Raw genomic sequence first — 14144 nt, 5'->3', positions numbered from 1 at the left:
TTACTTAACAAACAATAACCATAAAACAAAAATACGGTTATAAAGACGTTACACTGCTAATAGTGAAACTGTCAACTTTAAATAATTTAGAGTTTGCCAAAAACGTCTGCTCAATATCCCTTAATGGAGATGAAAAAACCCTTTACCAGCTTCATGACCGTTTTATATGATTATGGCTTTTTTCGCATGGTTAAGGCCCACTTTTCAAGGTTTTCTTTGAGTGCAAGTAAGTCAGTTTCAATCATTTTTGATTGATAATTAGGATTGGTCAATGGACGAACATAAGCGATATCTTCCCAATATATAACAATGCTGTTAGATTTAGTCAGCAGACCTTTTACAAATGGCTCGATACTAACAGGCAAATCCAGCGGCGCCTTATCTAGAGCAAAATTGGATTTTTTGAGTACCGTACTGTTACTAGCTTGATGATTACGAATCACACTTGGAATCGTAAGCTTACTATTATCTGTACTCGTATCGATAAAATTGCTGTCTGGTCGCCATTGGCCATCAATGACTTGATAACGCATATGCGGCAGCTGTGTATCCTCTAACACAAGGCAGTACTGACCAAGCATCCCGCGACCATACTCATTGTCACGGCCTTTGATCCAATCAGGACAAGCCACAAGCTTTGGATGAAGTTGTAGACGACGCGCTGTCATACGCAGCTTATCTAAACGCTGATCAATACCGTTTGGTTTAAGCGCCATCATACTCCCTAATACAAATAGTACAATGACGACTGCGATCCATAGCCCCATGAAAAACTTGCCTTATCGTTTGGTTAATAAGCATCTATTAACATTATAAATGGTACTTGTTTGCTAGCTATCGTTATCAGATATGGCCAATTCTTTTTTATGCACTATATATTAAGCCAATGTGCTATGAGCCAATAAAGAGACACTCTCAAGATGCTATGTGCAGACTAATATCGCGGTCTTATACTTAAAATTCAAGCACAAGCTTCTGCTCTTTATCAGTAAAAGGCAAACAAACACTTCTATATCAACTACTTAAAAAGTGATAATAATTCAACCCGATAACAAGATATAAAAGTCATTCGTACAAAAAATGCTATGATAAACCATAATTTTAAACGCGCGCAGGTTTATTATGAAATATCTTCTTAAACAACACTCATTGGCTGCTGCTTTTGGCGACAAAGTAAACGATATACGAGTCAATAAATCGGGTATAGCATTGGGGCTGATGGGCGCGGCTGTACTCGCCTTATCAGGCTGTGCCACGACAAAAAACCTCACGCCGCAGCAGTGCCAAGCCAGCAATTGGCAAGAAGTCGGCTATGCAGATGGTATCCGCGGCCGCTCAGGGGCTTATTTTGGTCACTATACCAATCAATGTGCAAGCGTTGACGGCGCTACCCCTAACCGTATCCGATGGGAACAGGGACGCCAGCAAGGTCTCAAAAATTATTGTACCGAGCTGAACGCTTACAAGCTTGGCCGCGAAGGCTATGACTGGCAACCTGTCTGCCCGTTAGATAACATCGAAAAGTTAGAGGAAGCTTACTCGCAAGGTCGCTACTATTACATTCGTCAGCGTGACCTCGACTACCTACGCACGCCTTATCCGTTCGGCTACGGACCTAATCGCTTTGGCTATGGTTATCGTCCATTTGGCTATGGCTGGTAACCACTACAACGAGCTTTGAACTTTACTGGCATTGTTAAATAACATTGACACTTTAAAATCATTCTACAATAAAGAAACCTTACAAGGTTACCCAAGTAAGGCTGGAGAAAAAATTTATTATTTTAATTATTCTTCTTATTGTATTGATTATATTTTTATTGCTGGGTTTATTGGTTTTTTTGGCAAGCCTATTACTATAAGGGCCAACCTTTCAATACAGCCTATCTATAAAAACTACTCATTTACAAAAGCTATTTTGGACAGACCTGCTTCACTAGCCGTTGCCAATACTTGCGCCACGGTATCGTACTTGCTATCTTTGTCCGCGCGTAGCTGTATTGAAGGCTCTTGACCCTTAGCGCTTTCTTGTTGCAAACGTACCTCTAAAGCCTCTAGACTAATGGCTTTATCATCCCAAAATATTCCCGCATCTTCATCAATACTGATCTGAATCACCTCAGGCGGGGTCTCATTAACTGTGGCACTAGTTTTTGGCAAATCTAGTGGCACTGTGGGGTTTAATACCGTCGCCGTCAATAAAAAAATAATCATCAACACTAACATGACATCGATCAGCGGAATAAGGTTCATCTCATTCATACCTTGAACGTCATCATCACCCAGTTGAAATGCCATAATTACCCTCGACATGCTGCTTTTGATTCATTTGGTTATTCACACTACCACTTACATCTATTATCTGATCATAACCTTCGTCGGTTTTAACGACCTTATTAGAGGATGGCTACTACCCCTGTGATGGTGCTGAGCTATGATAATGCGCGGCGTGCTGTGCGTCTTTTTTGGCAACTTGCTGATCTTTTGCTAGCTGCGCGGTTGGTATGGTACTTGGACGGCTATTGGTGGCTGCTTGCTTGGCAGACGACGCTAATAAATCATGGGCGCGGTCATTGGCATGATACATAACGCGGCGATTGATACGCACTGCAAGGTTATAAAATATAACGGCTGGAATCGCGACAGCAATACCTAAACCCGTCATAATCAGTGCCTCGCCCACAGGCCCTGCTACTTGCGCAAGTCCTGCCTGCCCAGTGCTACCAATGTTATGTAGCGCATGGAAAATACCCCATACCGTACCAAATAGCCCGATAAAGGGTGCGATGGCGGCTGTCGTACCTAAAATAGGCAGTCCGCGCTCACTAGCAAAGCGGTAGCGACCGATATATTTGAGTAGCGTCTGTTCTGTAACCGAACGACGAGTGACCGCATCAGACTCTAGTAGATCAGACTGTTTGGAAGCAATCTGCTGACTCAAGTCGTCCGCGACTGTAGCAGCCAATTTGCGACTTTGTAGCACACGGATGATACCCGTCACCCAAGAGACAATAGACAAAATCAATAGCAAAAAGAACAGGGTCTTGGTCACCATATCGCTAATTTGCCAGTAGTGCATAAAGTCCATGTCAGACTCCTTAATGTTTAATACCATTACAGGATAACGCCACTTTTATTACAGCTTTCGTTATCACGAATATTTAAAATAAATATGTTTTAGAATATCTTAGTTAATCACCAGCGTTAGGGTACAGCGTAGCTGACAGGTAAGGTTACATCGCCTACCACAGGTACGCCGTTTTGTGTAAAGGGCTTAAACTTGCCAGAGCGTACTTGACGCTGCGCCTCTTTATCTACTCTTGGATTGCCTGACGACTGTGCCACTCTCACACTATCAATGCCGCCTTGCTTATTGACTCTTAACACTAGTACCACGTTAAAGGTATCACCTGAGCGAGCATTACGAGCAGCACGCTCAGGAAAGCTCAATCTCGGTGCAGATGCCCAATCTGCATTACTGGCAGTAAAGCTCACAGGCGTATTGCTTGCTGCAGCTTTCGCTTGTGCTGCCGCCTCGGCAGCTTCTTTAGCTGCTTTTGCTTGTGCTGCTCTTTGTGCTGCCGCTTGTTGAGCAGCTTTTGCTTCAGCTTCTCTAACAGCTTGTTCTGTGGCCAGCTTCTCAGCCTCTTGCTCAGCTTTATCACGCGCTTCTTGCTCAGCCTTCTGCTGTGCTTGCTCTATTCTACGATGCTCTTCAGCTTGGCGGCGCTCTTTGGCTCTGCGCTGGTCTTCAACCACTTGAGTATCGACTTTAAGCTCAGCTATTGGTGTTTTTGTTTTAATGATGTCAGGCTTTTTTTCTTCTACTTTTTTGGGCGGTGCGACCTCAGGTTTCTGCTCTTTTATGACAGGTTCTTTACGCGGTTTCGGCTGAGCCTTGACGGCTGGTGACGCTTTAGGTTTGGGCGGTGTGGCTGGCGGCAAATCAGGAACCACTTCCTCCACCGCTGCCACAGGCTGTTTTTGCGACAATGTTACAAGCTCTATCTCGATAGGCGGTATTTGGTTTTTTGGTGCTACTTTTATGTCAGGTGCTTTCATCCCAATCAAGGCTACAGCAGTCAGCACATGTAGGCCAATGACAGCCGCGACAGCTGTCAGTGTTAATTTGGAGGATGGTGCGTCTAAATTCGTTGAACTCATAACACTCTAATATGCATTAACTAAGATATAATGGTGTAGATAATAATGCAAACGATAATTATTATCAATAATAAATTATGATAATTTTATTAAATAATTGCCTGTTAGATGATAAGCAGATGGAAGTTTATAGGTCGTAAATAAGGGGTTTTAATTGAATAAAATAAAAGAATATTCAATATACGTTAATAAAAACCATTATCGTTTATATTGATAATGAGTCTCAATTAATTTATCATGACCGCTTATCTATGCGCTAAGACTGCTTAATTAGACCAATAACATCAATAAGCCTGTAGATAGTGAATGCATAAATGATAAAAAATACCACCGAGCTTTGTCTTGTGTACCGCCCCATGTAGTTAATCCTGCAAGACAAATTTTTCTTGTTTTAGATGAGTAGTGTCACGACTATTTTTGTATTTAAGACTAACGTTGAGGCTTTTAAGACGCTGATCAACATTTTTTTATACACTGCTCATTCAGCTGATATACCGAGTTCCTTATGGCTAACAATAATTTTACGACCGCTACTACTTTATTTAAACGTCCATTATTAGCAACGATGACGGCAGCAATGCTTGTCAGTATCGGTTTAACTGGCTGCTCGTCACCTGACTCAAATGAGACGGAAATAGACGACACTAAGGTTGAGAATAAAACAGCGGATGCGGCTTCAAACGTCGCTAATAATGATGCCGTTTCTGTCAATGCTATCGATATTGATACAGTAAAAGGGGATGTCAGCCTACCGATCAATCCCTCACCAATAGCGGTCTACGACATGACCCTATTGCAGGACTTGGCGGCGCTTGATGTCGCAGTCACAGGTATCCCAAGTGGTCTAAAATTGGATAACTTGTACTCCAAAAATCAGCCGGATCCAGAAGAGGTGGGTACGGTATTTGAGCCTGATCTTGAAGCCCTAAACGCCATGCAGCCACAAGCGATTTTGGTCGGCTCACGTATGGCAGAAAAATACAATGAGCTCTCAAGCATCGCGCCCACACTTGATATGACGATCGATACCACCAATATTTACGAGTCCAGCAAACAGCGCTTGCATGATTTGGGGGCCTTGTTTGGCAAAAGTGATGAGGCGCTAAAGCTGCAACAAAACATCGACGGACTGATTGATGAAACCAAAGCTTTGAGCCAAGACAGCGGTACCGGCTTGGTGGTCATGGTCAATGGTAATAAGCTGTCCGCCTATGGTGATAAGTCGCGCTTCGGGTTTATCCATAGCGTGCTTGGCGTGCCAATGGCAGATAAGCAAATCGAGGACGCGCGTCACGGCCAGCCGATCTCGTTTGAGTACCTGCAAAAAACCAATCCGGACTGGTTGTTTGTCATCGACCGCAGCGCGGCTATCGGTGAAGATGGCGTGGGCGCAAAAGCGGTACTCGATAATCCGCTAGTGGCGCAAACCAATGCGTGGTCAAAAGACCAAGTGGTGTACCTAAGCCCAGACTCCTACCTGGCATTTGGTGGTTATAATCAGTGGATGCAAGACTTGACCTCGATTAAGACCGCTTTTAGTAATGCAAAATAATACCTCAAATACTCTAGCGTAGGCTGATTTCTCATTCAGCCTACAACAGCTTTTAAGCCAGTAGCCGTTATGTCATTATTTTCTAAACGTAATAACAGTAGTGCCTATCATGCGACTCACGGCGCGGCGAGCTTAACAGCAGTCTCATCTTGGCGCTCAGGATATGGTGCTCGCAGCCCTACCAGCAAGCGCACCCCGCCGCCGTGGCTCATCAATGGTGGCAGCTTAGTGGTTATGAGCTTATTGGTGTTATTAAGCTTATCCATTGGGGTAGCTGACTTCTCTTGGTCGGGTATGCTACAAAGCTTAGTGAATCATAGCGCCAATGCAGACAGCTCGCTGATGCTGGTCAGCCGTCTGCCGCGTACCATTGCCATTATTTTGACCGGTATTGCGATGGCGGTGGCAGGCATGATTATCCAAGTGGTGCTCAAAAACCGCTTTGTGGAGCCCTCCATGGTAGGCGCCACCCAAAGCGCCGCGTTAGGGCTATTGGTGGTCAGTTTGCTGTTTCCTGCCAGCACCTTATTGATCAAAATGAGCGTGGCAACCGTGACCGCGCTTATTGGCATGATGGTGTTTATGGCGCTCATCCACCGTATCCCGCCGACGGATTTTTTGATGATTCCGCTGATTGGTATTGTTTTTGGCGGTATTATTGAGGCGATTACCACCTTTATTGCCTATCAGACTGAGACCTTGCAGATGCTCAGCGTCTGGCAGTTTGGTGATTTCTCAAGCGTATTAGCTGGTCGTTACGAGCTGCTTTGGCTGACGGGCGCCCTCTGCGTCATTGCTTATATTATCGCGGATAAGCTGACCATCGTCGGCTTGGGTGACAATATCGCATTGAATTTGGGTATTAGTAAGCGTCAGGTTACTTGGATTGGCGTTGGTATGGTCGCCATGATGAGTGCGATGGTCGTGGTGACGGTTGGTATGATTCCGTTCATCGGTCTGGTTGTTCCCAATATCGTCAGCCGTATCATGGGGGACAAATTACGGCGTAGCCTGCCTGCGGTCGCGCTACTTGGCGCTTCTGCTGTGTTGCTGTGCGATATCATTGGGCGTTCTATTCGCTACCCATTTGAAGTGCCTGTCGCTACGGTATTCGGTGTGGTCGGTACGGTGCTGTTTTTATGGCTGTTATTGCGTGCTCCAGCTGAACAGTAGCACTATGTTTACTAACTTGTATTCATTTTCAGCACTCATTTACTGTCGTTTGTTTTTGCTTTATTAGCTAAGCTTGGCACCATAGGGGTTTTATATGTTCTCATCAACTAAGCTTACTTCTACAAAGATTGGTGCTACCAAAACCAGCACAGCGATAGATAACTTATCTTCAACAGACGGTCAGTATTCAGCCGCTACCCAAAGTCAGTTAGCAAAATTTTGGGCATTCATAGCTGCATATCCAAAATCCATAGCAGCTATCATTCTACTCATATCAATGACTTTGTTTCTGACCCTCAATGTCAATGGTTATTGGGATTTTGCGCTACCCTTACGCGGCAAAAAACTGCTGGCGCTCGTGGTGGTCGGCTATGCGATTGGGGTATCGACGCTCCTGTTTCAGACGCTAACGCACAATCCGATTTTGACGCCCTCCTTACTTGGCTTTGACTCGCTTTATGTGCTGCTGCAAAGTCTATTGGTGTTCTTTTTAGGGGCGATGAGCTTTGCCAGCATCAACCCCATTGCCAAGTTTACCCTTGAGATCGTTTTGATGTTTGGCGCCTCCTTATTGTTATTTAAGCTGCTGTTTTCTAAAAGCAGTCAGGATTTGACGCGACTGATACTAGTGGGCGTAATCTTTGGCGTGCTGTTTCGTAGCTTATCAGCTTTAATTGCGAGGCTGATTAATCCCGATGACTTTGTGGTGGTACAGTCGGCAAGTTACGCGCAATTCAATACCGTCAATCCGCAGCTACTGGGCATCAGTATGGTTATCTGCGTGATAAGCGCTCTGTTTGTCTGGCGCTGTCGTTACCAGTGTGATGTGTTGATGCTCGGTAAATCGCAGGCCATTAACCTTGGCATCAATTATCAACGCTTGGCATTTGGACTGTTAATCGTCATCGCTGTATTGGTCGCCACCGCCACCGCGCTAGTGGGTCCGGTGACTTTCTTTGGGCTACTGGTCTGCGCCTTGACCAACCGTTTGGCGCGTCATATGTATCATAGTGAGCGGCTGATACTCGTCAGTCTGATCGCCATGATTTGCTTGGTATTGGGTCAAACGATATTTGAGCAACTGCTCGGTATGGCTGGCGTGTTGTCCGTAGTGATAGAGCTAGCGGGCGGATTGATGTTTTTGGCATTGATATTTATGTCTCAACGTCGTTCTTTATGACTATTTAGCTGACACTATTCATTTAGTTAATACGATTCATCAAGAAAACCCTAAGATTTTTTAAAATAAGACGATTATGATTAAACTGAATAATATCTCTCACCATATCGGTAAACAACAGATCTTGCATGACATTACGTTGACCTTACCAACAGCACAGGTGATTGCTCTGATTGGCCCTAATGGCGCTGGGAAGTCTACGTTGTTTTCTGTCATGGCCCGCTTGCAGCCGCTACAATCCGGTCAAGTGAGCTTCGGTGAATATGATATTGTCAGCTGTCAAGCACGGACACTTGCCAAGACTGTCGCTATGCTCGGGCAAGACAATCATGTACAAGGACGCCTGCGCGTACATGAGCTGCTGATGTTTGGTCGTTACCCTTATCATCAAGGACAACCCACCGCAGATGATCAGCAAAAAGTGCAAGAAATCCTTGAGCGCTTTGAGCTTGAGCCACTTGCCGAGCGCTTCTTGTCGACACTGTCAGGTGGACAGCGTCAGCGCGTACTTATCGCTATGATTGTCTGCCAAGATACGCCCTATCTGCTGCTCGATGAGCCATTAAATAATTTGGATATGTATCATTCGGGCCGCCTCATGCGTGAGCTGCGTGAGTTAAGCCACAGTCAACAAAAAACTGTAGTAATTGTCCTGCATGATATCAATCAAGCCACACAATTCGCTGACACCGTAGTCACCATGAAAGAAGGCCAAGTGATGGCTGTTGGTCAGCCTGTCGATGTCATCACGCAAGAAACGATGAAAGAGTTATACAACGTCGATGTAACTGTGCTCAATCATCAGGGCCGTCCAGTGATTGTTGATACGGTTTAAGATAAGGTAGGCAAAAAACTAAAACTGTCGCTTAAAAGGCACTGTTACCTAATAGTTGGTATCTAAAACATCGAGGCTTATTAGGACATACAGCTTGGGACGGACTTCTCTTTGGTTGTTATGCTTGACTTATAACGCTAACGCGGCATCTTCACGCTTAATGACTTTGTGCTCATCTTCACTATTATCTAGCTTCCAGTAACTGGAGATATAAAAATAGGCTTTATTCACGCTTTTTTCTTTAAAGTAGCGGCGTAGCGCGCGCATACTATTGAACTCACACGCCGTCCACACGGCCACCTCACCGTCCAGCCAGTCCAGCGTGTTAATTTTATCTAATAACGGATAGTGGCTATCGGTGGTTACCGGATTTATCACCCAATGGATCGTGATGTTTTCTGGTTTTTGTAGCGGCTGAATATCGTCTTCGCTTAATACTTCTATCACTGCATAGCCCGTAGCGTCTTTAGGCAGCTGTGCCAAATTGACGGTGATGGCTGGCAGGGCGGTCATATCACCTGCCAATAAAAACCAATCCGCCTCATGATTGATAAGCTTTTTGGGGCCTGGTCCCCCGATCATAATGGTATCACCGACCTGTACGGTTTTGGCCCAATGTGAGGCAGGACCTTCAGCGCCTTTGTGATTGAGACCATGCAACACAAAATCGACATCAATCTTATCAGCGCGTTGCTGGATAATGGTATAGGTACGCATGATAGGCTTTTGCCCTACCTCTCCTGCAAACATCAGCTTAATATAGCTACTTTCTTGATCTGCTGGGAAGCCTTGCATGCCTTCACCGCCAAGCGTAATGCGGCGCATGTTTGGGGTGGTATTAGCGATGCCTTTTACTTCCAATAGTCTTGGATTAGGTTTGGCCATTTTCAGCTCCTTTTAACTGTCTCGTTGACCCACTTTAAAAAAGATACAGTATCTTAGTGGGATCTAAAATTACGATAAAAAAAGCCAGCTCTCATACAGACAGCTGGCTTTTTTGTACTTAAAATACCAAAAAAGGTTTAGAATTGATACGTGAGTGAGGCTTTGATGTTGCGACCTGGCTCAAAGTCAGTACTCTCATCTTCAATGGCATTGAAGCGTGACGCATGGCTGGCATAGGTTTCATCAAACAAGTTATACACTCCAAGCGTTGTAGTAACATTATCAAGCTGACGCGGCGCGTAATCCATATAGATATCGTGTACGTCATAGCTTGGCTTAGTCTCTCCTTGATTGTCAGTGATAGAGGCGACATAAGTACTGCGCCAGCCAAGCCCAACCATATCATTTGGTGCATAGTTTAAGTTGACCATATAGCGATCGCCTGAGTCAGCACTACCGCCGCTCACTGAGGGAATGCTATCGCCAGTCTTATCGCCTTCGCTACGGGCACGCGAATAGCTCAGACCCATGCCAAAGTCTTGAACAGCATAGTTGGCCGCCAGCTCAACACCATCTATCTTATAGTCTTCATCACTGTTGTACATACCTTGGCACTCACCGCCTATCGCGCCAGTTTCGCAGTCCAGACCAAACCTGCCTGGGCGATCACCCGTACGCATATACAGCTGATAGTCTTCGATATTGGTTCTAAAGTATTTTGCACTCAGTTGTAGCGCATCATCAGCGACGGTTAGATCGCGTAGTGTAGTAGCCACACCAACTTCAGAGTTATAACCCTCTTCTGGCTTGAGATCATTATTGACATAAAGTCCTTCACCGTTTTTATTAAACACGGCTTGAGCCAAATCTGGGCCATTAAACAGCTGAGTATAACTAGCAAATACTTGCGTGCGCGGGGCAATCTCGTAGCTGGCCGCCAAAGCACCGACGACATTGTCATAAGTGGAGCCACCCGCCACAAATTCAGGCGATTTATAACGGTCATAGCGCACGCCTGGCGTCAGGGTCAATTTGCCCATTTGCCATTGGTCTTCTAGATAGACTGAAGTGTTATTGGCACTGTCATCACCAGTCTGAGCACCATCTCGCGCCATTTCAGATTCTTTTTTATAATGCTCAGCGCCTGCGATTAGCTTATGGCGACCTGCATTGGTATCAATGACACTGGTGTTTTCAACTTTAGCGCCCGTGGTTTTTACTTTTGCATTCCAGTCATAGTCTGATGTTACCTCAGCATTATTATTACGAGAAATCTCTGTCTCGGTTTGATAAACAGTGGTATCAACATCAACCAGCTTATTTAGCGGATTGAAATTGTAGTCGAGCGTATAAGTGTCGCGTTTTACCTGTTGCGGTATTGGGTCATCACCTAAGCTTGGAAAATCCGGACGAAATGGGAAAACACCTTCTTTGTCGGTACGGCTAAAGCTTGCACCCACTCGGTGATTGTCCGTGAGATAAGCACCAGCTTTTAATAAGACATTTTCGCTTTCGCTGTCTTCAAACAATTCGCGGCCGCTGCCATCTTCGCCTGAGTCTGTATCACGTTTGCCATAGTAGGCCAATAAATCGACATTATCAGTTGGCGCGCCATAGACCGTCGCTGATGTGAGTAGCTCGTCATTATTACTGGCATAACCGGCTTTTAATTTTGCGCCAATTTTTTGACCAGGTCTTAGCAAGTCTGCGGCATCAACGGTTTCAAACGCGACTGCACCGCCCAAGGCATCATTGCCAAGCGTGACTGAGTTGTTGCCCACGGACACCTCAGCTTGCTTGAGCAAGTCAGGATCGATGGTGACATCGCCCATATGATAAAACAGTGGCCCTTCTTGGCGCGCGCCATCGATTGAGACTTTTAAATTGGTATCATCAAGGCCACGCACACGGATGCGCTGATTGACTGTGGATGTGCCGCCGACTGTCACCCCTGGCACCACGTTTAAAAAATCGCTCAAATGGCTGGCCTGCTTGGCGGGCGTATAATCTTCGATATAAACGCTGTCTTCTTGTACTTTATCTCTGACCGACGTATTGGCCGTAACGGTAATGGTTTGTAAGGTCGTACTAGGCGTATTGTCTGCCGCCGCACTGGCCGCTTGTGTCCATAATATGGCTGCCACACCCATTGATAATACGGTTAATGGGTTGGATGAGATTGATAACTTTACTTCACGCATAACACACTCACTTTAATGACGGTCAAAATTATATTTTTAGAATTACTATTAAAAACTGTTTATCAACGGTTTTTACCCTAACTCACCTTTTAAATACTTATCTGCTTTTAACAAGATTGGTTTTACAACAACTAAAGCTTCAATCGTAATCAGTTAATTACATATAATAAGAATATTGTAAATGTTAATGATAATGATTAACATTTAAATAATGGCAAGTATGATAACGGAGTAATAACATTTTGGCAATAATTAATATGAGAATTTAATATTAGAAAAACATTGCAATTAGCTACCTTTTCGTTATACGCTAAGATATCTGACCATATAGTCAGGTTTTTTAGGTATTATAGTTAATGACATTAATAAATAGATGATTATTGACATAGTTAGTGCTATTTAAAGAAGTTATAAATCAGCTACATACAGTTGGTTGCGTAACACTTTAAGCAAGCGACTGTTATAACTCTTTTATAGTAAATTAACTATTAATAATGGCTAATCGGTTTTATTAATTAGCACAAGGATCAGTGCGACTCTTTGTTGGATAGATAGGCAATACGATTCGTTATATAGTTTTAAGCGAATAGGGAGTTCTAGCTTACACACTTCCTGTATTACTAAATATTTCTGATAAGGATTGGACTAAAAAGTCACTCTAGGAGGAAGCCCAGATGAGTAAGACCACTCAAGGAAACCCTGATTTATTATACGGTCTGCATGATCGTCCCGCCCCTACAAAAGCATTTTTAGGTGCCGTACAGCACGTCTTAGCCGCTTTTGTCGGCGTTATTACTCCCTCATTAATCATTGGTGGTGTTTTAGGTCTGGGTGAACATATTCCCTACCTTATCAGTATGGCCCTGATGGTATCTGGGGTTGCTACCTTTATTCAGACTCGCAAGGTCGGCCCTGTAGGCTCAGGCCTTATGGCACTACAAGGTACCAGCTTTGGTTTCTTAGCGGCCGTATTGGCGGCAGGTTTTGTAGTCAAAAACAAAGGGGGAAGTCCTGAAGAGATTTTATCGGTCATCTTTAGTATCACCTTCCTTGCAGCATTCGTTGAAATCTTTTTAAGCCAGTTCATCACTAAACTTAAGTCCCTGATGAGCCCAATCGTCACTGGTTGTGTCATTGTCACTATCGGTCTGTCACTCACTAAAGTTGGTCTAACCGATCTAGCAGGCGGTGTTGGTGCTGAAAATTTTGGTAGCATACCAAACTTGTTACTAGGTGGCGGTGTCTTAGTGAGCGTAGTGCTTATTAGTATCGTACCCAATAAAGTTATTCGCTCAAGCGCTATTTTTATTGGTCTGATGTTAGGCTTGCTGATAGCAGCATTTATGGGTCGTATCGACTTCTCTTTAGTCGCTGAAGCCCCACTATTGACTGTACCTATTCCTTTTAAGTTTGGTTTTGGTTTTGATTGGCAGGCGTTTATTCCTATTGCCTTTATGTATATCATTACTAGTATTGAGACTGCGGGTGACTTAACTGCGACCTCAATGATCTCAGGCGAGCCTATTAAAGGTCCAATATACGAAAAACGTATTAAAGGTGGGGTATTAGGTGATGGTGTCAACTCCGCCATTGCTGGCATATTTAACAGCTTCCCAGTCACTACGTTTAGTCAGAACAACGGTGTTATTCAGATGACAGGTATTGCCAGTCGTTATGTTGGCTTCTATGTCGCTGGTATCTTATTCTTTATGGGTTTATTTCCTATCTTGGGCGCTATATTTACTCAGCTGCCAAAACCAGTTGTTGGCGGAGTAACCTTGCTAATGTTTGCAACCGTGGCCACCGCTGGTATTCGTATTCTATCAACAGTGAACTTTACTCATCGCAACATTTTAATCATTGCCACATCTTTAGGCCTTGGCTTGGGGGTTGCATTTGTACCTGATGTATTCGCACAAATGCCACAGCTATTCCGCAATATCTTTGGTTCAGCAGTGACGATGTCAGGTATAGTAGCTATTATGCTTGATATGATTTTACCGAAGAGCTTCGGTGTTGAATACGATACTGATGAGCAGCATCATGAGGATGGCTTGAAACCTGTACACAAATCACCTCAGAGTAAAAATGAGGTCGAAAGACAGGCGCTATAATTTGCCCTTCATTTAATTGAGTACAGCAAGAAGGGCTTGC

12 protein-coding genes are annotated in these 14144 nt (G+C 44.3%); 6 read left to right on the top strand and 6 right to left on the bottom strand.

Annotated elements, in window-relative coordinates:
- Positions 1 to 170: 170 nt before the first annotated feature.
- Positions 171 to 767, bottom strand: coding sequence for a hypothetical protein (locus tag ACTXGH_RS01755; RefSeq protein ID WP_439295920.1), 597 nt, complete (start codon positions 765 to 767; stop codon positions 171 to 173).
- Positions 768 to 1122: 355 nt separating this feature from the next.
- Here ACTXGH_RS01755 and ACTXGH_RS01750 point away from each other — a divergent pair, with 355 nt between their 5' ends.
- Positions 1123 to 1662, top strand: a complete 540-nt coding sequence (locus tag ACTXGH_RS01750) for a DUF2799 domain-containing protein (protein ID WP_439261671.1) — start codon at positions 1123 to 1125, stop codon at positions 1660 to 1662.
- Between the two features lie 234 nt (positions 1663 to 1896).
- Here ACTXGH_RS01750 and ACTXGH_RS01745 read toward each other — a convergent pair whose 3' ends face one another.
- The 3 genes from ACTXGH_RS01745 to ACTXGH_RS01735 all read right to left on the bottom strand — a co-directional run bounded on the left by ACTXGH_RS01745 (position 1897) and on the right by ACTXGH_RS01735 (position 4164).
- Complete coding sequence (locus ACTXGH_RS01745) at positions 1897 to 2298, bottom strand: ExbD/TolR family protein (protein ID WP_439295921.1); 402 nt, start codon at positions 2296 to 2298, stop codon at positions 1897 to 1899.
- 112 nt (positions 2299 to 2410) lie between these two features.
- Complete coding sequence (locus tag ACTXGH_RS01740) at positions 2411 to 3088, bottom strand: MotA/TolQ/ExbB proton channel family protein (RefSeq protein ID WP_439261673.1); 678 nt, start codon at positions 3086 to 3088, stop codon at positions 2411 to 2413.
- A gap of 116 nt (positions 3089 to 3204) precedes the next feature.
- The gene (locus ACTXGH_RS01735; protein ID WP_439261674.1) at positions 3205 to 4164 is read right to left on the bottom strand and encodes an energy transducer TonB; all 960 of its coding nucleotides are present in this window, start codon (positions 4162 to 4164) and stop codon (positions 3205 to 3207) included.
- A 505-nt stretch (positions 4165 to 4669) separates the two neighbouring features.
- Between ACTXGH_RS01735 and ACTXGH_RS01730 the strand changes: the two genes are divergently transcribed.
- The 4 genes from ACTXGH_RS01730 (at position 4670) to ACTXGH_RS01715 (ending at position 8904) form a co-directional block, all read left to right on the top strand.
- Complete coding sequence (locus ACTXGH_RS01730) at positions 4670 to 5716, top strand: siderophore ABC transporter substrate-binding protein (RefSeq protein ID WP_439261675.1); 1047 nt, start codon at positions 4670 to 4672, stop codon at positions 5714 to 5716.
- 69 nt (positions 5717 to 5785) lie between these two features.
- A complete protein-coding gene (locus tag ACTXGH_RS01725) occupies positions 5786 to 6889 on the top strand; it encodes an ABC transporter permease (RefSeq protein WP_439261676.1) in 1104 nt (367 codons plus the stop codon).
- 94 nt (positions 6890 to 6983) lie between these two features.
- Positions 6984 to 8069, top strand: a complete 1086-nt coding sequence (locus tag ACTXGH_RS01720) for an iron chelate uptake ABC transporter family permease subunit (RefSeq protein ID WP_439261677.1) — start codon at positions 6984 to 6986, stop codon at positions 8067 to 8069.
- A 76-nt stretch (positions 8070 to 8145) separates the two neighbouring features.
- On the top strand, positions 8146 to 8904 hold the full coding sequence (locus tag ACTXGH_RS01715) for an iron ABC transporter ATP-binding protein (protein WP_439295922.1): 759 nt from the start codon (positions 8146 to 8148) through the stop codon (positions 8902 to 8904).
- 129 nt (positions 8905 to 9033) lie between these two features.
- Here ACTXGH_RS01715 and ACTXGH_RS01710 read toward each other — a convergent pair whose 3' ends face one another.
- Entirely contained in the window at positions 9034 to 9789 is a 756-nt protein-coding gene (locus tag ACTXGH_RS01710) for a siderophore-interacting protein (protein ID WP_439295923.1), read from the bottom strand.
- A gap of 137 nt (positions 9790 to 9926) precedes the next feature.
- Entirely contained in the window at positions 9927 to 11990 is a 2064-nt protein-coding gene (locus ACTXGH_RS01705) for a TonB-dependent receptor domain-containing protein (RefSeq protein ID WP_439295924.1), read from the bottom strand.
- 674 nt (positions 11991 to 12664) lie between these two features.
- Between ACTXGH_RS01705 and ACTXGH_RS01700 the strand changes: the two genes are divergently transcribed.
- Positions 12665 to 14104: a uracil-xanthine permease family protein gene (locus ACTXGH_RS01700; RefSeq protein WP_439261681.1), complete on the top strand. Its 1440-nt coding sequence runs from the start codon at positions 12665 to 12667 to the stop codon at positions 14102 to 14104.
- Positions 14105 to 14144: the final 40 nt, after the last annotated feature.

Source organism: Psychrobacter sp. 1Y10 (assembly GCF_052259005.1).
GTDB lineage: Bacteria > Pseudomonadota > Gammaproteobacteria > Pseudomonadales > Moraxellaceae > Psychrobacter > Psychrobacter saeujeotis.
Note: the sequence above shows the minus strand (reverse complement) of the source record. Positions and strands in the feature narration are given on the sequence as shown.